Raw genomic sequence first — 23838 nt, 5'->3', positions numbered from 1 at the left:
CTAGAAAATGTAAGCCCCAACAAAAAAGAGGCCCTCCGGAAGCACCGAAGAAAAAAGGGCTGCGTCAGACAACGCAGCCCAAGCTGAAAATTTATTGTTTAAAAGAAAGCCAACGGGTCTTGTGGCTGTCCATCAGGTTGTCGTTCCAACCGTTGATATTGTCCGAAACGAGAGCGCGCGATGAATAATAGAGGATCGGAATATTGCTCATATCGTCAAGCTTCAGCTGTTCGGCTTCTGCCAGTGTCTTGGCGCGCTCGTTGAGATCGGTAATTTTTTCAGCTTCCGCCATCTTCTCGTCGTAAGCGGCGTTCTTCACCTTGGAATAGTTGAAGCTGACATTGCTCTGGCTGATATAGAGGAAGTTCTGCGGATCGTTATAATCGCCGATCCAGGCCGCGCGGGCGATATCGAACGGACCGTCTTCACGCAGGAAGTTGAAATAGGTCGCGCCTTCGGTTTCGTTCAGCGAAGCCTTGATGCCGATATTGCCAAGCTGATCGGCAATGGCCGCCATCGTATTCTTGTTGTTTTCCGAAGTGTTGTAGAGCAGTTCGATCGAAAGCGTGTTTGGCTCGACGCCTGCTTCCTTCAACAGTTCCTTGGCCTTGTCCTCACGATCCAGCATATCGTCGGAATAGTTGAGTTTCGGCGCATCCTTCACATAGTTGGCGATGCCGGGAGGAACCATCGAATAGCCCGGCAGCATGGTGCCTTGCCAGACCTGATTGGCGATGAAATCGCGGTCGATCGCCATGGAAATAGCCTGTCGGACGCGGGGGTCCTTCAGCTTGCTGTCTGCGGTCTTGCCCTTCACCGGCAGGTAATAGACGCCGAGATATGGCGCCATGCGGAATTCCTTGGAAAGGTTCTTCTTCACATAGTCCATCTGCTCGGCCGGAACGTCGGAGCAGATCTGCACTTCCTTGGCCTCGAAGCGACGCATGCAGCTCGCGCGGTCCTCGAACGGTATCCAGTTGACCGTATCGATCTTCACTTGATCCGCTTCGTAGTAATACGGATTCTTCTTCATCACGATCTTGTCGTTCGGCGTGAAGCTTTCCAGCATATAAGCGCCGTTCGTCACCATCTTGCCGGGCGTGGTGAACTTGTCGCCATTGGCCTCGACACTTTTCTGATGCAGCGGGAAACCAGTCTGGTGAGTCAGAAGCTCAAGGAAATATGGAGCAGGGGAGTTCAGCGTGACCTTGAGCGTGTGATCGTCGACCGCCTCGACGCCAAGCTGGTCCGTCGGTGCCTTGCCGGTTGCAATATTTTCGGCGTTCTTGATGATAAACAGCATGCTGGCATAGCCGGCCGCTGTCTTCGGGTCCATCAAACGACGGAAGGTGAACTGGAAATCGCCTGCGGTGACCGGATCGCCGTTCGACCATTTCGCGTTATCGCGCAGATGGAACGTGTAGACCGTGCCGTCCTCGGAAATATCCCAGGACTTGGCCACGCCGGGAATAGCCTTGCCGTCTGCGTCCTGAATGGTCAGGCCGTCATAAAGGTCTCGCAGCACGTTGCCTTCGGAGACCGTCGAGGTGCGGTGATGGTCGAGCGTCGCCGGATCAGTGTCGTTGCCGCGGTTGAGAACGGTTGCGGCTGAAGCGGCACCGGCCAGCGCCAGAAGACACACACCTGTCAGTAGAAATTTACGATACATCTGAGAACCCCTCCGTTGAAATTTTTGAAATGGCTCGCATCTTATGGATAAGCGCGCCACTTGCAAGAGAACTTATCAACACTTTGACTTGATTAATATATTCACAATTTATCGAGCAATTTAAGCGTCGCGTTTCGGGTACGGAACCAGGCGTTTTCATCGGATTTACAAGTTGCGGCCCAAGCTGAAAGTGCCCGAAAAACGCCGGAATTTCCGCGATTTGCTGAGTTCGAATGGCAGTTGAAAAGCGGCCAGAATCGGATCGATTCGCTAAAAGTTACACACATGATTTTCAGAGCGAGGCTGTTATGGCGTGTGCCTTGATATTGACGGCCCGTTTTCGGAAAGGGGCGACATACTTGCTTTTAAGCCGCTTGCCTGACCTGATCGAATGCGATGCAGCTAGTTTCTGACACTCATATTGTTGGAAGCTCTATCGCGCCTGTGAACGGAAACGGGGCGAACTCTTGCAAGGGGCAACCTCTGCTGCATCGTCGCCGTCGTCACATGGGGGATCAATTGAATCTGAAGCCTAGACTGATGACAAAACCAGCAAGTCTCGACGAATTTCATCGCCATTGCCGTTTTTAAGCTGCTTCTCAATTTCCGAATGCGTAGCCTTCCATATTGGGACGGCTGCCGCAAGAGTAGCTTTTCCTTGCGGTGTGAGTTGCAATAACCGTTCGCGCCTGTCGTTGGGGTTAACGATGATTTCCACCCAGCCCTGCCGCTGCAACGGCTTCAGCGCCGCCGTCAGTGTCGTTTGATCCATCGCCAGAAGTTCCGCAACCGGCTTCATTGGAGGAGGCGCCGGGCGATTGAGCGACATCATCAGTGAGAATTGGCCATTTGTCAGCCCAGCGGGACGGAGGGCATCGTCAAAGCGGCGGGCGAGGGCACGCGCAGCGCGTTGAACATGCAGGCAAAGGCAGGTGTCGCGAACTAAAAGCGTTGTTTCGAAAGGCACATCGTGGCTATTTGACATGGCTTATTAATATTGATATCAATGTAAATCGTCAAGCAAGAAGATTGAAATCGACGGGCGGAGCAAAAGCCGGAGGAGGGCTTGCACCATGAACGAGGTCGTATCCCGAGAAGTTTGGCTGGACGCGCGGCGCGCGCTTCTGGCAAGCGAGAAAGAGGCCACCCATCTGCGCGACAAGGTCAATCGAGAGCGGCAAGCCCTGCCGTGGGTGAAGGTCGACAAGGATTACATGTTTGATACGCCTTCGGGACGGAAAACCCTTTCCGATCTGTTCGACGGGCGCAGCCAATTGCTGATCTATCATTTCATGTTCGGGCCTGACTGGGATCAAGGCTGCACGGGATGTTCGTTCCTTGCGGATAATTTTGACGGCACGATAACTCATCTCAACAATCACGATGTCACGCTTGTTGCCGTTTCGCGCGGACCGCTTGCAAAGCTTGAAGCCTATAAGAAGCGAATGGGTTGGCACTTCCCATGGGTTTCGTCGAAAGGCAGTGATTTCAATTTCGATTATCACGTCTCCTTCACGAAGGATGAACTCGAAAACAATCGGGTGATCTATAATTTTGACAAGCTTCCTGCGGAGGATGCCTTCGATGAGCTGCCGGGCATGAGCGCCTTCTATAAGGATGAAAGCGGTACGATCTATCACACCTATTCCAGCTATGCCCGTGGCATTGAAGAATGGATCGGTACGCTGATGATCCTAGACCGTGCGCCCAAGGGCCGCAACGAAGACGGCACGATGCATTTCGTTAAACGGCACGATGAGTATGAGACGCAGGTTTCCAAACATAGCTGTTGCGGCTGACCGCCCGAACGACAAATATCCAAGGGAGTACATTCAATGAAAAACGGCGCATCTCCGTTCGTCTGGTACGAACTCATGACCACAGATGCTGACAACGCACAGGATTTTTATACGAAAGTCGTCGGCTGGACAGCGAAAGACGCTGGCGTCCCCGGCATGAAATATACGCTTTTCGAAGTGCCTGGATGCATGATCGCGGGCATGATGTCGTTAGCGGACATGCCGAAGGAGGACTGCGACGGCAAACCCGGCTGGATCGGCTATGTCGGCGTAGCGAATGCCGATGAATTCGCGGATAAGGTAAAGGCGGAGGGCGGCACGGTCTTGAGAGCTCCGCAGGACATTCCGAACATCGGAAGGTTCGCCATTGTTTCGGATCCGCAAGGTGCCGTCTTTGCACTTTTTGAGCCGAAAGACGACATGCCGCCGCCGGCTGATTTCGGTTCGCGTAAACCGGGGCATCCGGGCTGGCACGAACTCTATGCCCAGAATTGCGAGACTGTATTTCCGTTCTACGAGAAGGTGTTCGGCTGGAGGCTTTCACGCAATTTCGACATGGGGCCTATGGGCAACTACAAGGTGTTCAGCGTCGACGGCGCCGATCACGGCGGCATCATGACCGCGCCTCCCGGCACACCAGTCGGCTGGGGTTTCTACTTCATGGTGGAAGGCGTCAAGGATGCAGCCAGCAGGGTCAAGTCTCTTGGCGGAACCGTTCTGCAAGAACCAATGGAGGTGCCGAACGGCGAGTGGGTTGTTCAATGCAAGGACCCGCAAGGCGTGAACATCTCGCTTGTAGCGTCGAAACCGTAGGAAATACTGCACTCCGCGATTGACTGCCGATACATTTACGATGATTGGATGCTACATCGAAACGTATCGGCGGAAGATCGATCCATGCAGGACAGAAGGGCGCGTCAGTCTCAAAGGTCTGGGACTGTTTTCTCGGCAGATGTCGGTGGGTCCTTCATTCGACTTGCGCGCTCCACGCATCCGGGAAATATCGAGCTTCTCGAAAAGTTGCCCACTCCCGCTGACAACTGGGAGGAATTTGGTCGCACGCTGGAAACCGCGCTACAGACTCACGCGTCGAACGACGAGTGGCCACTTGCTCTCTCCATCGCCGGTTTGGTCGATCCGGATACGACGACTGCTCTGTCGGCAAATATTCCCTGCATTACAGGTCACAGGCTGAGCGTGGAATTTGGCGAGCGATTGCAACGTCGGGTCATCGCGGCCAATGATGCCGATTGCCTGGCGCTCGCCGAAGCGATCGAAGGGGCCGGGAAAGGACATGACATTGTTTTCTGTGCTGTGCTGGGCACAGGCGTCGGCGGTGGGCTCGTTGTGGATGGTCGGTTGGTTCGAGGCAAGGGCGGACTGACCGGCGAATGGGGCCACGGCCCGATCCTCAACACATCCATAGAGATTGACGGTCAGGCCGTATCTGTCCCGCGCTTCAATTGCGGCTGTGGGCAAAGCGGTTGTGTCGATACCATTGGCGGCGCGCGCGGGATTGAGAGACTGCATCGATTTCTGAATGCGGTCGATGCAACCAGCCATAGGATTTTACAGGATTGGCTCGCCGGTTGTCAGAAGGCTGCGAGAACAGTCTTCGCCTATCTCCAGCTGGTTGCCGATCCGCTGGCCGCTGTTGTCAATGTAACCGGCACATCAATCATCCCCGTAGGTGGTGGTCTAGCCACCGCGTCAGAGCTGATTTCTGCCATTGACCAGGCGGTGAGGGCCCGAATCCTGCGAAAGACAGAACAGCCGATAGTCGTCCCCGGTCTATTTGGCAGCGACGGCGGTCTGGTGGGAGCAGCAATATTGGGGCATCAGGCGTGAGCGTGTTACTGGAAGTCTGCGTGGATAGCGCCGAAGGTCTTCATTCGGCAATTGAAGGCGGCGCGGATCGCATCGAGCTCTGTTCCGCCCTTGAACTGGGCGGCTTGACGCCCTCACAATCCTTGATGGAACTTGCTTCACAGGCACCAATTCCGGTGTACGCAATGGTCAGACCCCGCGCGGGCAGTTTCTGCTTTTCGACAGCCGACGAAGCCATCATGATGTCCGATATCCGCAACGCAAGAAATGCCGGTTTGGCGGGTGTTGTCGTTGGCGCTTCGCTGAACGACGGTTCTCTTGATGTTGCGATGTTGCGGAGGCTGGTTGCAGAGGCGCAAGGCCTCGGAACGACGCTTCATCGCGTCTTTGATCTGGTTCCCGATATGAAGTCAGCACTAGAACAGGCGATTACGCTCGGTTTCGAACGTATTCTAACGTCCGGTCTGTCACAAACGGCGGAAGAGGGACTGGATAATCTGCGGCTGTTGACTGGAATGGCCGCCGGTCGCATCAGCATCATGCCAGGCAGCGGCATTAAGGCCGAGAACGTGAGACGCATAGTAGATGCGACAGGCGTGACGGAAATACATGCTTCATGCCGTGCACCTGTCCCCGAGACGGATGTTCGCGCTGTCACGTTTGGATTTGCTGCAGAACAAACATTTCGGACATCAGCCCGACGTGTGAGTGAGCTGAAAGCCGCAATCGAACATACTTAAAGGTCGTTCATTCCAAATTCCGTGTCTATGACAGTGCTGATTTCGCGCACCGGTCAACTCGTGAAAAGGAAATTTCTCAAACAGTTCGGGGTGGCACTTAAACCCTATTGCCACCCCGAAAGAGATTGAGTAGAAGTGACATCACATCAAGAGTTGGGGCGACGCCCAACGCCAACCTGCCTTTCCGGGCAAGGTGGTACTCTCCGCAAAGAGAGGATGTGGCCAAACCGGCAATTATACGGATAAAGCCACTTGCGTCTGCTCCGCTACAAACTAGGGACCGACGCGACTATGCCGATTAAAATTCCTGACGATCTGCCAGCAACCAGTGTTCTCCAGGCCGAGGGCGTTATGGTCATGCGCGAAGCAGATGCCATTCGTCAGGATATTCGCCCGTTGAAAATCGGTCTTCTCAACCTGATGCCGAACAAGGTTACCACCGAGACGCAGATTGCGCGCCTTCTCGGCGCAACGCCGTTGCAAGTAGAGCTGACCCTTGTTCGGATCACCAATCATGTGGCGCGCCATACGCCTGCCGATCACATGCTGTCCTTCTATCAGCCGTGGGAAGATGTGCAGGATCAACGCTTTGACGGTTTTGTCATCACCGGTGCTCCGGTGGAACGCCTCGAATTCGAGGAAGTTACCTATTGGGACGAAATGCAGCGTGTTTTCGACTGGACGCAGACCCATGTGCACCGGACGCTGAATATATGCTGGGCAGCGCAGGCCGCCGTTCATTATTTCCACGGCATGGGCAAGTATGAACTGCCGGGCAAGGCCTCTGGCGTCTATAGCCAGCGCAACCTTGCGCCGTCTTCGCCGTATCTCCGGGGATTTTCGGACGATTTCAAGATCCCGGTTTCACGTTGGACCGAGGTACGCAAGAGCGACATTCCGGCCGATAGCGGGCTGAAGGTGCTGGTCGATAGTCCGGAAACGGGGCTCTGTCTGCTGGACGATCCGCATCACCGCTCGCTGCATATGTTCAATCATGTGGAGTACGACACCACATCGCTTGCAGATGAGTATTTCCGCGACATTCAGGTTCAGCCCGACACCAAGGTTCCAGCGAATTATTTCCCCGGAGACGATGCGACACGCCAGCCGGAAAATCGCTGGCGGAGCCACGCGCATCTTCTGTTCGGAAACTGGATTAACGAGATGTATCAATCGACGCCCTACGACCTGGAAAAAATCGGGAAGCGTTAAGAGCGCACAGCAAGGACAGAGCGACCAGAATACAACCGAACCAGGGAAGGGCATGGAAAGACAAGTGCTGCAAAACAAGCCCACCCATTGCGGTGCCAAGCGCTACGCCCACATGCATGGCTGACAGGTTGATCCCGACACCGGCATCGGCTGTTGCGGGATCGGTCGTGATGAGAAAGCTCTGAACCACGGGCGAAATCATCCAGCTGACGCAGGCCCATGCCATCAGCGCTGCGCCAAAAATTGTGCTCGAGCCGACTGCAAGCGGTATCGCCGTCAACGCCGTCAGATAGAGAAGCGGTGTCAGTACAATAGCCAGCCGTGGCGACAGTTTGTCGACAAACAAGCCACCGAGATAACCACCGGTCATTCCGGCCAATCCGAAGGCCACCATCGCCCAGATGACCTTGTGAGAGGGAATGTGGACCACTTCCAGAAGGTAGGATGAAAGATAGGCGAACAATACGAAATGTCCGCCGATCATCAAGATAGAAACCAGTTGGGCTGACCTTAGCCGTGAGGATTTCAGGTGCGGCATATAAGGTGGCAAACCGCCGGGATTGCGTCCAGTCTTCGGTAGCACGCGTAATGACAGGAGGAACACCAGAGCTGCTGCCAATGCCAGACCCAGGAAAACCGCGCGCCAACCCAGCCATTCGTCGAGGATCATTCCGGTCGGAACGCCAGCCACCATCGATCCACTGATGCCCATGAATATAATCCCGATAGCGCGTCCGCGCATTGCGGGACCAACCAGTTCTGTGGCGAGCATGGTTGCAATCAGGCAAACGATTGCGCTGGCTGCGGCCATGCCGATCCGCGCGGCAAACAGGATCGCATAATTGGGGCTGATGCATGCAATGATATTGCTTGCTATGAAAATGCCCAACGCTGAGACCAGAATGTTTTTCCTCTCGAACCGTGTCGTGAGGATGAGTGCCAGCGGAGCCGTGAGCGCAAAAGTAATCGAAAAAACGGAAGTCAGTTGTCCGGCGACACTGACGGAAACGCTCAAACCGGGGGCAATGCTCGGAAGAATACCGATGATGATATTCTCGGCGGTACCAGTGACGAAGGTTGCCAGCGCCAGCACAAATAGGCGGATGTCCATATTTGCCATTCCCTTTCATGGTAACACCATGCGGACAGCAAATGGCCCGGCATGGCGATGTTGCATGCCGGGTTTCGAGGCAAAGCTTCGGTTATCCCTGATACGGTCTCATAACATTCAAACCAATCCTTGACCAGTTCCGCGCGCGAGTAGGTCCTGACCCTAGCTGGCGGCGCGCGCCAGCCATCTGTGCCAGTCGTCTTCGGAACCATGGAAGACATTCAGGTCGATCTTTCCGTTTACGCCCTGCGACAGGCCCGATCCGGAATACTGCCAGAATGTCCATGGGCGCCCCGGATAGACTTTGGACGGATGCTGGGCAACGGCGCGCAGCCAGAAAGGATAATTGGTGAAAGCACCTTTCAGGTTGTCGTCGTAGAAATCTGGTGCCGTATAGATGATTGGGCGCTTGCCATAATGCTGCTCCAGCTTGTCCATGAAGACCTGCATCTTTTCCCGCACCTGCGCCGGGGAAGGTCGTCGCTTGCAGGAGGAATCGCCGTTCCATTCGACATCGATGACAGGCGGAAGCGCGTCGGCTTCCTTGGGAACATTACGGATGAACCAATCGGCTTGCTGGCTTGCTACGCGACACCAGTAGAAGAAATGGTAAGCACCGCGTTTGATGCCGGCCGCCTTTGCCTCGCGCCAGTTCTTGCGAAACATGGGGTCCAGATGATCCCCGCCATCGGTTGCCTTGATATAGGCGAAGTTGGCGCCCTGCGTGCGCAGTCTCGCCCAGTCGATATCGCCCTGCCAGCGGGATACGTCCACGCCGTGCACTGCAAGCTTGCGCGGCGAAGAGCGTCCGAAATTGATCGGCTTCGCATCGCGGAAGCGATGGCTGTAGATTCTGGAGCGCTCATGCGGTGCAAGACGCACCGGCGGATAGGCTGCGACTTCGGGAGCCGGCACTGAAATCCGGGCCTGTGGCCGTTCTTGTGGCTGTGGTGCAACGCGTGCTGGCGGTTCTGCCTTGAATGGACCGGCATCTGGAATAGGGCCTGCCCATGCCAGTACTTCCTCCTGGCTGGCGGCAGGCATCGGTTGGGGTGCGCTCGCCATTTCACTCAAAGGAGCGGGCGGAACCGGGCGCACCACCGAACTCGTAGTCTCGGCCGAGGTTTTCGACTGGAGCATGATGCTGTCGACGCCGGAGCTTGACGTACAGCCCGTCAAAGCGGCGCAGGCAAGGGCAATGACTGATACAACCGAAGAACGCATGAGCACCCGTAACGCAAAACAAATGGGCTGCAACGCTCCTCCCGAGCTAATTGCTAATCAAAGCTTACCGGGAAAAGCTGAATCCAAAGTTTACGAAATTGCTAATGCGAAATCTCTAAATCGACTGTCTGAGAATTTTTATCAAAGCTGTTGCAGATTTCTCCAATGTGGTTTCGTCAAATCCTGAGAAACCGAGAATAAGTCCCTGACGGGGCGTCAGTTTCGTAAAAAGCGTCGATAGTGGATGAACCTCAATGTCAGCCTTTGCCAGAACGGATGCGAGATGTGTATCGCTTTGCCCCTCTGGCAAAGCCAGCAGCAAGGATAGTCCGGCAGGCGGGGCTTCAATTCGAAACAGGTCCGGTTCACCGGGTGCAAGTGCTGCTATGAGTTTACGGCGGCGCGAGGCATGGATGCGGCGCATACGTCTTATGTGCTGAGCAAAAGCTCCCGTTTCAATGAAAGCGGCCAGAGCTGGCTGGGCGAGCGGCGATGGAGCGGGAAACAACGTCTGCCGTAATTCTCTAAATTGAGCCACTCTATGCGACGGCACGATCAGGAAGCCGAGCCGCAAGAGGGGCGAGAAGACCTTGGAGAAACTCCCGATATAAAGAATACGGTCGGGGTCCAGCGACATCAGCGCTGGCAGTGGCTGGCCGACATAGCGATGCTCACTGTCGTAATCATCCTCGATAATTATCGCATCACGTTCTCTTGCCCAGGCGATCAGTTCCAGACGGCGCGCCAAAGTCATGGTTACACCTGTCGGATGGTGTCGGGCAGGTGTAACAAAAGCACCGCGCGCATTGTCGGCCTCGTTCCGACCTATAGAAACATCAAGACCTCCGCCATCAACCGGCACCGGGACGATGTCGAGACCATTGACGCCCAGGATTTTGCGAGCCGGTGGATACCCTGGTTCTTCCATCCACAGCTTGTCGCCGGGGGTAAACAAGGCTTCTCGGATGAGTGAAAGGGCGTCTGCGCTGCCGCCGGTTATGATGATCTGTTCCGGCGATACGACCATGCCCCGCCATTCGTGCAAATGACGCGCCAGCGATGACCGCAGAGGATGGAAACCAAACACATCGTCGCTGTTCAATAGATCGGCTGAAGGATTGCGCCAGATGCGCCCGAGCAGTTTGCCCCACTGGTCATGCGGGAAATGATCGCTATCGAACACACCAAGCCGAAAGGCTTTGGCTTCTTCACGATGTAACCGCGGCTGGGTTCTTGCAGGGAGTGGCGATGGGTCGATGGTCAGGCTGGTATCGGGAAGTTCCGCGGAGACATGCGTGCCCGAGCCTTGCCGCCCTTCCAGATAGCCCTCGGCAATCAATTGGTCGAAAGCGGCGAGAACAGTCGTTCGGGACAGCCCCAGTTCCAGTGAAAGGCTGCGCGTCGACGGCAACCTTGCGTTCGGCTTCAGCCGACCGGCGAGAACCGCTTGCCTGATCTGATCAACCAGTTGCGCGGTGAGCGAGACATCGCTGGCACGATCAATCCCGAATTCCGGAAGTGTATTGGAAATTGGCATTATCTTATTCGATTAAAGTGGTTATTTTCCCAATGCCACTATGCGGGCAGTTTGGCCGAACATAAAGGAGAAATATCGGCCATGACGAAAGCCCCAACCGAACGCACCCGTGTAAAACGCATTCACGAGCGCGGCGCCTATGACGCAGCCACGGTTCATTCAATCATTGATGCTCAACCGCTCGCACATGTGGCCTATGTGTTCAATGGAACGCCTTATGTCACACCGACGCTGGTCTGGCGCGAAGGCAATTTCATCTATTGGCATGGATCATCCGCCAGCCGAATGCTGGAAAGCTGCGATGAAGCCGAAGTCTGTGTGAGCTTTACCTTGCTCGACGGGCTGGTCCTGGCCCGCTCGGCATTTCATCATTCGTGCAATTATCGCTCGGTCATGGCTTTCGGGACCGCGCGTAAAGTTTCGGATGTGACGGCGAAAGAACATCACTTGCGCAGTTTCGTAAACGGTCTTTTTCCCGGCCGCTGGGAAGGCTTGCGCCCGATGATGGCAAAGGAGTTGAAGGCCACCATGCTTCTCGAACTGGAACTGAACGAAGCCTCGGCAAAGGTTCGTTCTGGCCCACCGAAGGACGACGATGCCGATTATGCGCTACCGATCTGGGCAGGCGTCATTCCCATGTCCACGCAGATGGGGGCGCCGATCGATGATGGACGTGTTTTGCCGGGCGTCGCTGCGCCGCAAGGCGTTACGCAGTTCGGATATGTGGCGGAAGCCGCCGAATAAACAACCAGGACTTAAGCAGGTCCGAGAAAGAGATGCGTCTCGGACTTTGCGATACCATCCATCGCCCGGATACCTGTTACAAGCCGGTGAAATTCATTCATGTTGGGAACCTCGATCTCGGCGATCAGGTCCCACGTTCCGTTGGTGGTGTTCACTGCTGAAAATCCGGGATTTTTACGCAATGTCGCGATCACGCTTTTGATGTTTCGCCCGGTGAGTTCGATCATCATGATGCCGCGGATCATGTCGGTCGACCCGTGATCCTTCAGCCGAACCGTAAAGCCTGCAATCACGCCGGAAGCTATCAGGCGTTCCATCCGGCTCTGGATCGTGCCCCGGGCTACCCCAAGAATGCTCGCAAGCGTCGGGATTGACGCGCGTGCGTTGATACGCAGTTCCGAGATTAATCGCTGGTCCAGATCATCCATCACCACACCGCCATTTTGACGATTTCGCCAATCTGATTGCGTTTATCGCAGATTACTGGACATTTCTATACATAAATGGCGTTTTCGTTGATCCTTTGCTCCGTTAGCGTGCCTAAAAACAAACAAGCCGGATAAGCAGCACGCAACCGGCAAGGGGAATTCGGAGGTGGATCGATGGCGCTTTTCTTCTGCCGCTCCTGGCTAGCCGGGGCGCGACGATCTTTTCCGTTCCGAATAGGTTTTCCCGAGAAATTTGCCGCCGCCTGTCGGGCGTCGACAATCTGGAAAGATGCGCCACATCGCGCGCTCGGAACGGGCATCGCCCGTGATCGCGTTACGATCACTTAGGAGAAAATGAAATGAAAACCCTTCTATCTTCACTCATTGCAGCTGGTGTCGGCGCTTTGATGATGCTTGCACCTGCCCATGCCGACGATCTCGAAAAGGTCAAGCAGAGCGGCGAATTGCGCATCGGCATGAGTGGCGTTTTTCCGCCTTTCAGCTTTGTCGACGGCCAGAATCAGGTTGTCGGCTTTGACGTCGATATCGGCGCCGAAATCGCCAAGCGTCTCGATGTTAAGCCGATTGTCGTAACCACGGCTTTCGACGGTATCATTGCCGGGCTGCGCGCGGGCAAGTTCGACGTCGTCGTCGGCAGCATGAGCATCACGCCGGAGCGCGAAAAGGCCGTCGACTTCGCTGGCCCTTACTATCGCGGCGGGCGCGGCATCTTTGTGACGGAAGCTTCCCCGGTCAAGTCCATGGATGAATTGAAGCAGGGCAAGACCATTGCCGTGACGCTTGGCGAAACCAGCGACAAGTGGGCGCGCGAGCAGGGCGGCTGGACGGTTCGCACCTATAAGGGCATTCCGGAATTGCTGCTCGAGCTTCGCTCGGGCCGCGTCGACGCCATTGCCTCGGATGATATTCCGATCCTGATCGCTATCAAGGAAAGCGGCGAAAAGGTTCGTCAGCTCGATACGCCGGAGCTTCAGGGCACCGACAATGTCGGCATCGCTCTGCGCAAGGGGAATCCCGAACTGAAGGATGCGATCAACAAGGCTCTCGACGACATGAAGGCCGACGGCACCTACGAGAAAATCTCGATGAAGTGGATCGGTCGCGACATCCGCTAACCCTATGAAACCCTTGCCGGGGCGACAGTTAGAATGAATGTCCCGGCAACATATCTTTCCGGCTTGGTTGTCCAGACAGGAAAGGGGAGATGATGAATTTCTCTTTGATGGCGGAGGTCTTTCCATATTTTCTGGAGGCCGCCCTGGTTACCGTCGAAATCTCGGCGCTTGCCATTCTTATCGGTTTGAGTGTCGGTGCACTTGCCACAACCGCGAAACTGTCGCGCTTCTGGCCATTGCGTTTCATCGGAACGGCTTACGTCAGCGTGTTTCGCGGCACACCGTGCCTGTTGCAACTTTTCGTTCTTTATTTCGGTGGACCGCAGATCGGCATTAATCTTGAGCCTTTCGCAGCCGGTGCCATCGGTCTCGGGCTCAATATCGGTGCTTATTACGCCGAAGCCATGCGAGGCGCCATTCTGACAGTGGATGCCGGCCAGAACGAAGCCGCCCGTTCCATCGGCTTCAGCAGCGGGCAGTCCATGCGCTTTGTGGTGCTACCGCAGGCAGCCCGGCTGATGATCCGCTCTCTCGGGGTCAACACGGTGATGCTGATCAAAGGGTCCGCCCTGGTTTCTGCGATTTCCGTCGTTGAATTGACCTATACCGCCCAACGTTTCATCGGCTCAACCTATCGTCCGTTTGAGATTTTCGGCATCGCCGCCGCCATTTACATGGTCCTCATCTATATCGTTGCACGCTTCGTCGATTTTCTCGAAGCCCGCTACGCGCTCAAATAGGCGGTGATTTCATGCAACTCGATTTTTCCATCGTCCCGCCCTATACCGAACTCCTGATGACTGGCGTCTGGTGGACGCTTATCATCGCAGTTTCGTCATCCATCGTCAGCTTCTTCGGCGGCATCGCCTTTGCCTTGCTTGTTCTCTACGGACACTGGCTGGTGCGTTATCCTATCCGCTTCTTCATCTGGCTTTTCATGGGAACCCCGCTGCTTTTGCAGCTCTTCCTGCTCTATTACGGCCTCTCGCAGATTGGCATCAACATTCCCGCCGTGTGGACCGGCATTATCGGCCTTGGGCTGCATTTTGCGGTCTATAATTCCGATCTGTTTCGCACCGCGATCCTGACTGTCGATCCGGGGCAGAATGAGGGCGCCCGTTCGCTGGGTTTCGGCAGCGCCCAGACCTTGCGCTACATCATCGTGCCGCAAGCCGTTCGCAATGCGCTGCCGCAGGTGGGTAATAATCTGATTGCTCTTCTGAAAGACACGGCGCTTGTGTCGGTAATCGGCATTACCGAACTGGTTCACGCATCGCAGCAGGCGATCAGTGAAACCTACAGCCCGTTTGAATTCTATATCACTGCCGCAGTGATCTTCTACGTACTCAATCTCATCCTGGAAGCCGGATTGCACTGGATGGAAAAGAAAGTCGAGGCTTACCGATGAGCAACAGCAAACCCATGGTGGAAGTGCGCGACGTCCACAAGGCTTATGGCGCACTTGAGGTTCTCAAGGGCATCAACCTGTCGGTTGAACGCGGCCAGATCATCGCCATTATCGGTCCTTCCGGTTCCGGTAAAAGCACGCTGCTTCGCTCGATCAACCATCTCGAAACAGTCAATTCGGGCCAGATACTGCTGGATGGTGTTCAGGTAAACCAGCCATTGAGCGGACGTGCTTTCGAGCGGCATATCAATGCCGTGCGCCAGCAAATGGGCATGGTTTTCCAGCACTTCAACCTGTTTCCGCATCTCAATGTGATGGAGAACATCACGCTTGGGCCTATCAAACTGAAGGGCAAGAGCAAGCAGGAAGCACAGGAACTGGCCGTTTCGCTTTTGAAGAAAGTCGGTCTTGCCGATAAAGCTTCAATGTATCCGTCGCGTCTGTCGGGCGGGCAGAAGCAGCGTGTTGCCATCGCCCGCGCGCTTGCCATGCAGCCGAAAGTCATGCTGTTCGACGAAGCCACTTCCGCGCTCGATCCGGAGCTGGTTGAGGAAGTCAATCAGGTCATGAAACAGCTCGCGCAGGAACATATGACCATGCTGATCGTGACCCATGAAATGCGCTTTGCCGCTGAAGTTTCCGACAAGGTGCTGTTCATGGACAAAGGCGTGGTGGTCGAGGAAGGCAAACCGGACGTGATCTTCACCCACCCGGAAAATGAAAGAACGAGAGCGTTCCTGAGAAAGCATCTCAACCAGTAAATCGACGCTAAATCAGATTGTGAAGACCCGTCTGTGCCTCAACCCAGGTACGGAGGCGGGAAACTATTGAGCGAGGAAGACCGTGGCAAGCCAAAATGAATGGAACCCGACGGAACGGGTGCGAGAACTCTCCTATCGCATGGTAAGATGGCCGAGTGAGACCGGGACACCTGACGAGGCATCGTTTGGTCCGAAGCTTGCCGAGCTTTTGCGCGAGATTCCCTATTTCCAGAAAAATCCGGACGACATTGCCGTTGTCGACAGTCACGGTTCGCCGATGACCAAGAATGTTATTGCGGTGGTTCGCGGTAGCGGACGGCGGACTTTGGCGCTGGCTGGTCATTTCGATGTGGTGGAAACCGCCAATTATCGCGATTTGAAGCATTTGGCTTTTGAACCGGACGCCTTGCTGGAAGCGCTTCTGGCAGATCTTACCAGTCGCACGCTCGCACCGAACGAGGAAAAGGCTCTCGCCGATTTTCAGAGCGGGAACTATATCCCCGGACGCGGCATGCTCGACATGAAGAGCGGGGTCGCCGCCGGTATCGCAGTATTGGAACGTTTCTCGCAGCAGCCGGATCGTGAAGGCAATTTGATCCTGTTCGCTACCCCTGACGAAGAGCGCGGATCGCGTGGAATGCGCAGCCTGCGCGACGCCCTGCCGGAACTTGCCGAACGCTGGGGTCTCGATATCGTCGCTGGTATCAATCTGGATGCAACAAGCGATCAGGGTGACGGCGCGGAAGGCCGTGCCATCTATCGTGGTACCATCGGCAAACAGCTTCCCTTTGCTTTCGTGGTTGGGCAACCGTCCCATGCGAGCTATCCGTTCGAAGGGGTCAGCGCGCATCTCATTGCGTCGGAAATCATGCGGGCAGTCGAAGCCAATGCGGTTCTCTGCGACACGGGCGACGGGGAGGTTTCGCCGCCGCCTATCTGCCTTGAAGCGCGGGATTTCCGGGGCGGCTATGAAGTCACCACGCCAGAACGGACGTGGGTTGCGTTCAACTGGCTGACCCATTCTGTCTCACCCGACGCGTTGTTCCAGCGGTTCAAGGCGGTTGTCGGCGAGGCGCTGGATCGTGCAATCACGCATTTCAATGTCGAGGCGGACCGGTTTGCAAAGCTGGTCGGCAGCGAGGCGAACGTCAATCACAAGGGCCGAATTCTGACCACAGCGGAGTTGCGCGAGGAGGTTCGGCGCGTTGGCGGTGATGCGGCGCTGGAACGGATCGCGGTGCTGGAGGCTGAACTTTCAAGCAGCGACAACCCGCTTCTCATTACGCGCGAACTTGTGGACCGTATGGTCGCGGAGGCGCGCATTACAGGCCCGACGGTGATTATCGGCTTTGGAAGTCTCGTCTATCCGCATGTTCGCATGGGAGCTGAAACGGCAGAGGAACAGCGTTTTGCTGGAGCTCTGGAAACCGCACGTTTGGAGGCAGAGCGTCAGTTCGATACGACAATCCGATATCGTGAAATCTTTGCCGGTATCTCCGATATGAGTTTCTTCGGCCATATGCCGGATGCGGCGGATAGTGAAGTCATCGCGGCCAATACACCGGCGGCTCAGTTCATAGACCGTGCCAATCCGAAGGCGCTTTCATATCCCGTAGTGAATATCGGTCCATGGGGTCGCGAGTACCATCAGCGGCTGGAACGGGTCTACGCTCCCTACGCCTTTACGGTGCTGCCGCAGTTTCTTTATGGCATAGCCGCACGCTTCCTGAAGCCCTAGCAGTTGCGCAGAACGCGATGTCCTCACTTTGCCTGATTGACGGTTATAGCAATCATGTGGAGGACATCGTCCGCGCTGCAACCGCGTGAGAGGTCGTTCGCGGGTTTGGCCAGCCCCTGAAGCACGGGGCCGATCGCCTGCGCACCGCCAATGCGCTGTGCGATCTTGTAGCCGATATTGGCTGCTTCCAGATTGGGAAACACGAACACATTGGCATTGCCGTTCAACGGGGAACCCGGTGATTTTGCGTGGCTGATCGCCTCCACAAAAGCCGTGTCGAATTGCAGTTCGCCATCGATGCACAGATCAGGTTTCCGATCTCGAACCGTCCGGGTTGCCTGAACTACCTTCGACACGCGCTCATGCGCGGCACTGCCGCCGGTGGAGAAGGATAGCATGGCGACGGCGGCGTCTTTTTCTGTCAGTTGGGAGTAGGATTCCGCCGACTGCATGGCGATATCGGCCAGCTGTGCGGAATCCGGTTCCACCACGAGGCCGCAATCGGCAAAGATGAAGGCGCCTTTCTTCTGATGATGCGACTGGCAAAGCAGCATCAGGAAAAAACTGGAAACAAGCGATGCACCTTCGGCCTTGCCGATAATCTGCAGCGCATGGCGCACCACATCGGCGGTGGTCGAAACCGCGCCCGCCACCGTTCCATCCGCATCGCCTTCACGCACCATCATGGCGGCAAAACCCAGCGGTGACTTTGCCATGGTTTCGGCCTGTTCTGCCGTCGTGCCCTTGGCCTGACGCAGCCGATGGAGCTTATGCGCATAATCAGCGCTTTTGTCCGATCTCGTGGGATCGATGATCTCGATGCTTGATCCGTCGATCTGCCTGCCAATAATATCCGGCGAACCAAGCAGCGTGATGCGGGCAATGCCTTCGCGCTCGGCGCGCAGCGCCGCGTCGATGATGCGCGAGTCTTCGCCTTCGGCCAGCACGATATGGCGCGGGTTGGAGCGGGCCTTCTCGAAAATCTTTTCCAGTGGCAGCATGGATGTATATTTCTCCGGAGTTGCCGGGAGGAAACCTCCCGGCATAATCGTCAAACCGGCATCTGCTGACGCATATCGGCCTTGCTGATACCAGCCACAACGACCGGCTTTTTCATCGCATCGCGGCGGAAAGGTTCGCCCAATTCCTGATTGAGCACGACTTCGATGAAGGTGGTCACACCCTTGGCCTGCTCGTCGATCGCCGTTTGCAGGGCTTCGGTAAGCGCCTGCTGGCTGTCGACGGTCACGCCCTTCAGCCCGCAGCCATCCGCGACCTTGGCATAGCTGAGGTTGGGGTTGAGCTCGGTACCGACGAAGTTGTTGTCATACCACAGCGTCGTGTTGCGCTTTTCTGCCCCCCATTGATAATTGCGGAAAATGACCATGGTGATCGCTGGCCAGCCTTTGCGGCCGATGGAGGTCATTTCGTTCATCGAGATGCCGAACGCTCCGTCGCCGGCAAAGCCGACCACCGGCGTGTCGGGTTGCCCGATCTTCGCGCCGACGATGGACGGGAAGCCGTAACCGCAGGGGCCGAACATCCCTGGCGCCAGATATTTGCGGCCATGTTCGAACGTCGGATAGGCGTTGCCGATGGCGCAATTATTGCCGATATCCGTCGACATGATCGCATTATTCGGCATGGCCGCCTGAATGGCCCGCCATGCCTGACGCGGCGACATGCGATCTTTTTCGCGCTCGCGTGCCTCCGCATTCCATTGCGTGCCCGGATCGTCGTCTTCATGATCCATTGAGGAAAGCTGTTGCAACCAGGCGGATTTGCGCTGATGGATGAGTTGTTTGCGCTCCTCTCGGCCTTCATTTCCGGCATTGGCGCCGAGCTGGTCCAATATCTGCTGCGCGACCTGCTTGGCATCGCCGCAAATGCCAACCGTGATCTTCTTGGTCAGCCCGATCCGATCCGGGTTGATATCGACCTGAATGATCCTGGCATCTTTCGGCCAATAGTCGATACCGTAGCCTGGCAGGGTCGAGAACGGGTTGAGGCGGGTGCCGAGTGCCAGAACCACATCCGCTTTCGCGATCAGTTCCATCGCGGCCTTGGAGCCGTTATAGCCGAGCGGGCCGACCGAAAGCCGGTGACTGCCGGGGAAGGCGTCATTATGCTGATAGCCGCAACAGACCGGCGCATCGAGCCTTTCGGCAAGCGCAATGGATTCCGGGATTGCGCCGCCGATGACGACACCGGCACCGTTGAGAATGACCGGGAATTTTGCTTCCGTCAGAAGCTTTGCAGCCTCGGTAATCGCCTCGCGCCCGCCGCTCGGACGCTCCAGACGCACGATCTGCGGCAGATCCACATCGATCACCTGGGTCCAGAAATCACGCGGAACATTGATCTGCGCTGGAGCGCAGCCGCGCCAGGCCTTTTCGATCACACGGTTCAGCACTTCCGGAATGCGGGTCGCATCCCGTACCTCTTCCTGATAGCAGACCATTTCTTCAAACAGCGCCATCTGGTCCACTTCCTGAAAGCCGCCCTGACCGATGGTCTTGTTGGCGGCCTGCGGCGTCACCAGCAGCATGGGCGTATGGTTCCAGTAGGCGGTCTTGATGGCGGTGACGAAGCCCGTCACGCCCGGTCCGTTCTGGGCGATCGCCATGCCCATCTTGCCGGTCACACGGGTATAACCGTCGCAGATCAGTGCCGCATTCGTCTCATGTGCGCAGTCCCAGAAGGTGATGCCCGCCTTTGGAAACAGATCGGAAACCGGCATCATGGCCGATCCGATAATCCCGAATGCATGCTCTATTCCATGCATCTGCAAAACCTTTACGAAGGCTTCTTCCGTCGTCATTTTCATGGCGCATACCTTTCCTTGCAATTCACAAAATTTCGTCTTTCAGCGCATACCAGCGATACATGGCGCGCTGGCCTATGCGCCTGAATGGCGTCAACATGCCGTAGCTCGGCAATTCGGAGGTGAAGATCGGCAGGTCCAGGCCCTGTCCGCGACCGGCCATGAGCTGCGCGACGCGGCGTCCGGCCTGTGCCGAATACATCACGCCGTTGCCGCCATAGCCCATGGCATAATAGATTTCCTGTGCCGGGTCGGGCCGATAGATGCGGGGCATCATGTCGTGGCTGACATCGACCCATCCCCACCATGAATAATCGATCCCGATGCCGGTGAGCGCCGGGAATTTCCGGTAGAGGCCGGAAAGCAGCAGATCGTAATGTTTCGGGTTCGGTGCATCGGCCCCGGTAATGGCGCTGCGACTGCCGATCTGCATCCGCCCATCGGGGAGAAAGCGGTAGTAATGGCGAAGCGTGCGCGTGTCCGTCAACGGAATACCGGTCTTCGGACCACAAGCCTCGATTTCATCCGGCGTCAGCGGGCGTGTCACGACCGAGTTCGACAAGACCGGCATCAGCCGATATCGGGTCAGCGGATGCAGGCCGGGCGACGTATAACCAGCCGTTGCAAAACAGACCTGCCGCGCCTTGACCGTCCCGTTCGGCGTGTTGAGATGATAGACATTGCCGTTCTTGCGGCAACTCAGCACCGGGCTTGCCGTGTGCACCTTCGCGCCCAACTTGCGGGCAAGCCTGAGATAGCCGAAGGCGAGCTTTGCAGCATGGATGCCGATGCCGTCCGGTTCGTACATTGCGCCGCGGGCTTCCTGATCGCGGATGAAATCGCGGTGGATTTCCTCGCGGCCCACCATGCGGGTGCCATAGCCGAAAACCTCGTTCAGCAGGCGGGATTCCTTCTCCAGCGCGGGAAGCACCTTGTCGCGATGGGCGATGTAGAGATGGCCGCCATCCTGTGGATCGCAATCGATTTCCGGCTCCGCGATCAGGGCGCGAAAGAGATCGAACCCTTCGGCGATTTCCCGGTGCAGCTTGCGTGCCACATCCACGCCCCAGCGCTCGATCCATTGGGAGCGCTTGAGCCGGCCAGCGGAAATCTGCGCCTGACCGCCATTTCGGGTGCTGCAACCCCAGGCCACGCCGTTCGCCTCCAGAACCGTCGCCTTGATGCCGTGGTCGCGGGCGAGGTGGATCGCGGCAGAAAGCCCGGTATAGCCTGAACCAACGACCACGACATCGGCATCGACATCGCCGCGAATGGGGCCGTCATCTTCGGGCGCGGGGCCAGCCGTGCCGATCCAGTAGGTTGGCGCATAGTCGCGGCCTTGTCCCGGCGTTTTCGAAACCACCGGATCATAGGCGGGGTCGAATGGCTGTGTAGCGGAGAAACTGTTGAGAGTGTGGGTATCCATATGTCGGTCCTCCAGATCACCGACGGACATTGTTGGGGCTTACGCCTTCAGCAAAGGCCGGTTCTTGCGGAATGCCTGTTTGCGAACGATCTTGCCGTCACGCTGTGTGAAGAGATCGCAGCCTTCAGCCTCGACGCGTGCGCCATTGGCATCGGTTCCGCGAAAGGTCCATTCGGACACGGCGCGGTCGCCACTCACGAAATGCCTGTGCCCATCCCATTTCGCATTTGGCATGGCAGCCCAGACGCCGGAGAAGGCCTTGGCAATAGCGTCCTTGCCTTCAAGACGAGTGCCGTAGACCTCATCGCCACCGATGGTGAAGAACACGCAGTCGTCGGCGAAAAAGGCCATGATCGCGTCGATGTCATGTCGGTTGAAGGCGTCGAAAAGGTCGGAAAAATGTTTCTCTGTGAGTTGCCCTGCGGACATTCGTTGCTCCCTGCCAAGTCTGTTTTCGGGCAAAGCTTGCCCGTGGCACGGCAGAATTGCCGCGCGATTGATATTGCGAATGAGAATTCGGTCGGGCTGGTTACAGCGGTTGCGTCACCATCAGATTTTGCCCTTCCATGGGATGAGAACCTTTTCCAGATAGCGGATCAGCAGGTCGAAGGCGAAAGCGAACACGCCGATGACTATGATGCCCATGATGACGGTATCGCTTGCCAGAAACTGCGCTGCATTGAGCACCATGAAGCCAAGCCCGCGATGTGCGGCCACCATTTCCGCAGCAACCAGCGTCGTCCAGCCGACACCGATCCCGATGCGCATGCCGGTGAAGATTTCCGGCATGGCCGCTTTCATGATGACCTGCGTTATCACCTGCGTTCGAGACGCGCCCATCGCATAGGCGGCGTGAATCTGTTCGGTGGAGACCGAGCGCACGCCAGCTCTGGCCGCAATCGCCATGGGCGCGAAGATCGCGAGAAAGATGAGGAACACCTTGGGGAATTCGCCGATGCCGAGCCAGATGATGATCAGTGGCAGATAGGCAAGCGGCGGCAGCGGACGGTAGAACTCGATAATCGGATCGAGTACGCCACGGACAAAGCTGCTCATCCCCATCATGATACCAATAGGAATGGCCGTGATGCAGGCAATCGCGAAGGCGCCCAATACGCGGCCAAGACTGGCAAACGTGTGCTCGGCCAGCGTGGAATTTGCCACGCCATCGGTCATAGCAACCATAAACTTGCCATAGACTGCAAAAGGAGATGGGAGAAACAGCGGCTTGACCCAACCCATTCCTGTCACGAGAAACCAGAGCCCCAGCAAAATCAGTGCGGTCACAAGGCTGGTGAAGCCGCTGTTGCCGTCGCCGGGGGCGCCATAGATTTTACCGGGTTTGACTGGCCTTGCCCGAGTTACGAACTCAAGCATGGACCAGTTCCGGGTTTCCTGATGCACGTTCATCGCCATAGATAATCCCCAGAATTGTCTCACGCATCTTGATGAAGTCGGGACTGGACTTGACGGCGCGCGCGTCACCGCATTCCAGAAAGCGTCGATTAAAATCCAGATCGTAGGTGTGGGTGATCCGTCCGGGACGCGGCGACATGACGATCAGCCGCGAACCGAGAAACAGGGCTTCTTCGACGCTGTGCGTGATGAAGAAGAACATTTTGTTGGTCACCTGCCAGACACGCAACAGCAACTCCTGGATTGTCTCGCGGGTGAGGGCATCAAGTGCCGCCATCGGCTCATCCATGAGCAGCATCGCCGGATCGCAGGTCAGGGCGCGGGCAATGCCGACACGCTGCTGCATTCCGCCGGAGAGCTGGTAGATCTTGTGATTGTGAAAATCCTGCAGGCCGACCAAAGCCAGATTTTTTGTGGCGCGGGCGCGGCGTTCCGCCTTCGGCACACCTTGAAGCTTGAGGCCGAACTCAGTGTTGTCGATGACATTGAGCCAGGGTAGCAGCGCATGTTTCTGGAACACGACGCCCCTGTCGGCGCCGGGGCCGCGCACCTGCCTTCCGCCTAGCGTGATTTCGCCAGATGACGGGATCATGAATCCCGCCATCAGATTGAGAAGCGTGGTCTTGCCGCAGCCGGACGCACCAAGCGCCACCACGAAATCCCCGCTATCGATCCGCAGATTGACACCCTTCAGCGCAATCACGGCTTCTTCCACATAAAGACCGGGATAGGTCAGACTGACATTCGATACGTTCAAGGTTTCCATAACGTCACCTTTCGGGAACGAAGGAGCGGTTCCGGCACAGACCAGAGGTTACAATATTGCAGGAACCGTCTC

Annotated in this window: 23 protein-coding genes and 1 riboswitch; of the genes, 11 read left to right on the top strand and 12 right to left on the bottom strand. The window is 56.5% G+C overall.

The genetic code is table 11. From position 1 onward, the window contains the following. Nucleotides 1-91: 91 nt before the first annotated feature. A complete protein-coding gene (locus AC0TOF_RS19020) occupies nt 92-1669 on the bottom strand; it encodes a peptide ABC transporter substrate-binding protein (protein ID WP_473769397.1) in 1578 nt (525 codons plus the stop codon). Between the two features lie 532 nt (nt 1670-2201). Then, complete coding sequence (locus AC0TOF_RS19015; RefSeq protein WP_473769396.1) at nt 2202-2654, bottom strand: MarR family winged helix-turn-helix transcriptional regulator; 453 nt, start codon at nt 2652-2654, stop codon at nt 2202-2204. An 88-nt stretch (nt 2655-2742) separates the two neighbouring features. Here AC0TOF_RS19015 and AC0TOF_RS19010 point away from each other — a divergent pair, with 88 nt between their 5' ends. The 5 genes from AC0TOF_RS19010 (at nt 2743) to AC0TOF_RS18990 (ending at nt 7247) form a co-directional block, all read left to right on the top strand. Beyond that, a complete protein-coding gene (locus AC0TOF_RS19010; protein ID WP_473769395.1) occupies nt 2743-3468 on the top strand; it encodes a DUF899 domain-containing protein in 726 nt (241 codons plus the stop codon). Between the two features lie 36 nt (nt 3469-3504). Beyond that, nucleotides 3505-4281: a VOC family protein gene (locus tag AC0TOF_RS19005; RefSeq protein WP_473769394.1), complete on the top strand. Its 777-nt coding sequence runs from the start codon at nt 3505-3507 to the stop codon at nt 4279-4281. Nucleotides 4282-4365: 84 nt separating this feature from the next. Then, nucleotides 4366-5316 (top strand): ROK family protein, encoded by a 951-nt coding sequence (locus AC0TOF_RS19000; RefSeq protein ID WP_473769393.1) that lies wholly within the window; start codon nt 4366-4368, stop codon nt 5314-5316. Next, entirely contained in the window at nt 5313-6035 is a 723-nt protein-coding gene (locus AC0TOF_RS18995) for a copper homeostasis protein CutC (RefSeq protein WP_473769392.1), read from the top strand. The genes AC0TOF_RS19000 and AC0TOF_RS18995 overlap by 4 nt, the downstream gene beginning before the upstream one ends. 138 nt (nt 6036-6173) lie before the next feature. Next, nucleotides 6174-6283: riboswitch (SAM-I-IV-variant riboswitch) on the top strand. Nucleotides 6284-6326: 43 nt separating this feature from the next. Continuing rightward, on the top strand, nt 6327-7247 hold the full coding sequence (locus tag AC0TOF_RS18990) for a homoserine O-succinyltransferase (RefSeq protein WP_122002402.1): 921 nt from the start codon (nt 6327-6329) through the stop codon (nt 7245-7247). On the opposite strand, the gene AC0TOF_RS18985 is transcribed toward AC0TOF_RS18990, so the two are convergent. The 3 genes from AC0TOF_RS18985 to pdxR all read right to left on the bottom strand — a co-directional run bounded on the left by AC0TOF_RS18985 (nt 7192) and on the right by pdxR (nt 11119). Next, entirely contained in the window at nt 7192-8358 is a 1167-nt protein-coding gene (locus tag AC0TOF_RS18985) for an MFS transporter (RefSeq protein ID WP_473769391.1), read from the bottom strand. The genes AC0TOF_RS18990 and AC0TOF_RS18985 overlap by 56 nt on opposite strands. Nucleotides 8359-8520: 162 nt before the next feature. Further along, nucleotides 8521-9582 carry a glycoside hydrolase family 25 protein gene (locus tag AC0TOF_RS18980; RefSeq protein ID WP_473769390.1) on the bottom strand — a complete coding sequence of 354 codons (1062 nt, stop codon included), beginning with the start codon at nt 9580-9582 and terminating at the stop codon, nt 8521-8523. A 115-nt stretch (nt 9583-9697) separates the two neighbouring features. Next, on the bottom strand, nt 9698-11119 hold the full coding sequence (pdxR, locus tag AC0TOF_RS18975; protein WP_473769389.1) for a MocR-like pyridoxine biosynthesis transcription factor PdxR: 1422 nt from the start codon (nt 11117-11119) through the stop codon (nt 9698-9700). Nucleotides 11120-11200: 81 nt separating this feature from the next. On the opposite strand from pdxR, the gene AC0TOF_RS18970 reads away from it, so the two are divergent. Further along, complete coding sequence (locus AC0TOF_RS18970; RefSeq protein WP_473769388.1) at nt 11201-11863, top strand: pyridoxamine 5'-phosphate oxidase family protein; 663 nt, start codon at nt 11201-11203, stop codon at nt 11861-11863. An 11-nt stretch (nt 11864-11874) separates the two neighbouring features. Here the strand turns inward: AC0TOF_RS18970 and AC0TOF_RS18965 are convergent, their stop codons facing one another. Next, nucleotides 11875-12291 carry an Lrp/AsnC family transcriptional regulator gene (locus AC0TOF_RS18965; protein ID WP_122002333.1) on the bottom strand — a complete coding sequence of 139 codons (417 nt, stop codon included), beginning with the start codon at nt 12289-12291 and terminating at the stop codon, nt 11875-11877. 359 nt (nt 12292-12650) lie between these two features. Between AC0TOF_RS18965 and AC0TOF_RS18960 the strand changes: the two genes are divergently transcribed. From AC0TOF_RS18960 to AC0TOF_RS18940, 5 genes are all read left to right on the top strand, one after another. Beyond that, on the top strand, nt 12651-13427 hold the full coding sequence (locus AC0TOF_RS18960) for an ABC transporter substrate-binding protein (RefSeq protein WP_473769387.1): 777 nt from the start codon (nt 12651-12653) through the stop codon (nt 13425-13427). Between the two features lie 92 nt (nt 13428-13519). Next, nucleotides 13520-14167, top strand: a complete 648-nt coding sequence (locus AC0TOF_RS18955; protein WP_411506577.1) for an amino acid ABC transporter permease — start codon at nt 13520-13522, stop codon at nt 14165-14167. A gap of 11 nt (nt 14168-14178) precedes the next feature. After that, nucleotides 14179-14835 (top strand): amino acid ABC transporter permease, encoded by a 657-nt coding sequence (locus tag AC0TOF_RS18950; protein WP_473769386.1) that lies wholly within the window; start codon nt 14179-14181, stop codon nt 14833-14835. Further along, nucleotides 14832-15596, top strand: coding sequence for an amino acid ABC transporter ATP-binding protein (locus tag AC0TOF_RS18945; protein ID WP_473769385.1), 765 nt, complete (start codon nt 14832-14834; stop codon nt 15594-15596). Before AC0TOF_RS18950 ends, AC0TOF_RS18945 begins: the two co-directional genes overlap by 4 nt. A gap of 139 nt (nt 15597-15735) precedes the next feature. Beyond that, nucleotides 15736-17334 carry a M20/M25/M40 family metallo-hydrolase gene (locus AC0TOF_RS18940; protein ID WP_473769486.1) on the top strand — a complete coding sequence of 533 codons (1599 nt, stop codon included), beginning with the start codon at nt 15736-15738 and terminating at the stop codon, nt 17332-17334. Between the two features lie 23 nt (nt 17335-17357). Here the strand turns inward: AC0TOF_RS18940 and pta are convergent, their stop codons facing one another. From pta to AC0TOF_RS18910, 6 genes are all read right to left on the bottom strand, one after another. Continuing rightward, nucleotides 17358-18335, bottom strand: coding sequence for a phosphate acetyltransferase (pta, locus tag AC0TOF_RS18935; RefSeq protein ID WP_473769384.1), 978 nt, complete (start codon nt 18333-18335; stop codon nt 17358-17360). A 50-nt stretch (nt 18336-18385) separates the two neighbouring features. Continuing rightward, a complete protein-coding gene (xsc, locus tag AC0TOF_RS18930; protein WP_473769383.1) occupies nt 18386-20161 on the bottom strand; it encodes a sulfoacetaldehyde acetyltransferase in 1776 nt (591 codons plus the stop codon). A 22-nt stretch (nt 20162-20183) separates the two neighbouring features. Then, nucleotides 20184-21584 (bottom strand): NAD(P)/FAD-dependent oxidoreductase, encoded by a 1401-nt coding sequence (locus tag AC0TOF_RS18925; RefSeq protein WP_473769382.1) that lies wholly within the window; start codon nt 21582-21584, stop codon nt 20184-20186. Between the two features lie 39 nt (nt 21585-21623). Continuing rightward, a complete protein-coding gene (locus AC0TOF_RS18920; protein WP_122002341.1) occupies nt 21624-22013 on the bottom strand; it encodes a nuclear transport factor 2 family protein in 390 nt (129 codons plus the stop codon). Between the two features lie 120 nt (nt 22014-22133). Beyond that, a complete protein-coding gene (locus AC0TOF_RS18915) occupies nt 22134-22961 on the bottom strand; it encodes an ABC transporter permease subunit (protein WP_473769381.1) in 828 nt (275 codons plus the stop codon). Further along, nucleotides 22954-23766: a taurine ABC transporter ATP-binding protein gene (locus tag AC0TOF_RS18910; RefSeq protein WP_025091973.1), complete on the bottom strand. Its 813-nt coding sequence runs from the start codon at nt 23764-23766 to the stop codon at nt 22954-22956. The genes AC0TOF_RS18915 and AC0TOF_RS18910 overlap by 8 nt, the downstream gene beginning before the upstream one ends. Nucleotides 23767-23838 lie beyond the last annotated feature (72 nt).

The organism is Ochrobactrum sp. PL_is501, assembly GCF_055816895.1.
This window is presented reverse-complemented; position numbering and strand designations above follow the sequence as displayed.

Excerpts from the sequence above, each read along its gene's own strand:
- AC0TOF_RS18990 (WP_122002402.1), top strand. The coding sequence starts at position 6,327 with ATGCCGATTAAAATTCCTGACGATCTGCCAGCAACCAGTGTTCTCCAG.
- AC0TOF_RS18950 (WP_473769386.1), top strand. The coding sequence starts at position 14,179 with ATGCAACTCGATTTTTCCATCGTCCCGCCCTATACCGAACTCCTGATG.
- AC0TOF_RS19010 (WP_473769395.1), top strand. The coding sequence starts at position 2,743 with ATGAACGAGGTCGTATCCCGAGAAGTTTGGCTGGACGCGCGGCGCGCG.
- AC0TOF_RS18970 (WP_473769388.1), top strand. The coding sequence starts at position 11,201 with ATGACGAAAGCCCCAACCGAACGCACCCGTGTAAAACGCATTCACGAG.
- AC0TOF_RS19020 (WP_473769397.1), bottom strand. The coding sequence starts at position 1,669 with ATGTATCGTAAATTTCTACTGACAGGTGTGTGTCTTCTGGCGCTGGCC.
- xsc (WP_473769383.1), bottom strand. The coding sequence starts at position 20,161 with ATGAAAATGACGACGGAAGAAGCCTTCGTAAAGGTTTTGCAGATGCAT.
- AC0TOF_RS18965 (WP_122002333.1), bottom strand. The coding sequence starts at position 12,291 with ATGGATGATCTGGACCAGCGATTAATCTCGGAACTGCGTATCAACGCA.
- AC0TOF_RS18915 (WP_473769381.1), bottom strand. The coding sequence starts at position 22,961 with ATGCTTGAGTTCGTAACTCGGGCAAGGCCAGTCAAACCCGGTAAAATC.
- pta (WP_473769384.1), bottom strand. The coding sequence starts at position 18,335 with ATGCTGCCACTGGAAAAGATTTTCGAGAAGGCCCGCTCCAACCCGCGC.
- AC0TOF_RS19000 (WP_473769393.1), top strand. The coding sequence starts at position 4,366 with ATGCAGGACAGAAGGGCGCGTCAGTCTCAAAGGTCTGGGACTGTTTTC.
- AC0TOF_RS18985 (WP_473769391.1), bottom strand. The coding sequence starts at position 8,358 with ATGGACATCCGCCTATTTGTGCTGGCGCTGGCAACCTTCGTCACTGGT.
- AC0TOF_RS18960 (WP_473769387.1), top strand. The coding sequence starts at position 12,651 with ATGAAAACCCTTCTATCTTCACTCATTGCAGCTGGTGTCGGCGCTTTG.
- AC0TOF_RS18940 (WP_473769486.1), top strand. The coding sequence starts at position 15,736 with ATGGTAAGATGGCCGAGTGAGACCGGGACACCTGACGAGGCATCGTTT.
- AC0TOF_RS18980 (WP_473769390.1), bottom strand. The coding sequence starts at position 9,582 with ATGCGTTCTTCGGTTGTATCAGTCATTGCCCTTGCCTGCGCCGCTTTG.
- AC0TOF_RS18910 (WP_025091973.1), bottom strand. The coding sequence starts at position 23,766 with ATGGAAACCTTGAACGTATCGAATGTCAGTCTGACCTATCCCGGTCTT.
- AC0TOF_RS18920 (WP_122002341.1), bottom strand. The coding sequence starts at position 22,013 with ATGTCCGCAGGGCAACTCACAGAGAAACATTTTTCCGACCTTTTCGAC.
- pdxR (WP_473769389.1), bottom strand. The coding sequence starts at position 11,119 with ATGCCAATTTCCAATACACTTCCGGAATTCGGGATTGATCGTGCCAGC.
- AC0TOF_RS18945 (WP_473769385.1), top strand. The coding sequence starts at position 14,832 with ATGAGCAACAGCAAACCCATGGTGGAAGTGCGCGACGTCCACAAGGCT.
- AC0TOF_RS18955 (WP_411506577.1), top strand. The coding sequence starts at position 13,520 with ATGAATTTCTCTTTGATGGCGGAGGTCTTTCCATATTTTCTGGAGGCC.
- AC0TOF_RS18925 (WP_473769382.1), bottom strand. The coding sequence starts at position 21,584 with ATGGATACCCACACTCTCAACAGTTTCTCCGCTACACAGCCATTCGAC.
- AC0TOF_RS19005 (WP_473769394.1), top strand. The coding sequence starts at position 3,505 with ATGAAAAACGGCGCATCTCCGTTCGTCTGGTACGAACTCATGACCACA.
- AC0TOF_RS19015 (WP_473769396.1), bottom strand. The coding sequence starts at position 2,654 with ATGTCAAATAGCCACGATGTGCCTTTCGAAACAACGCTTTTAGTTCGC.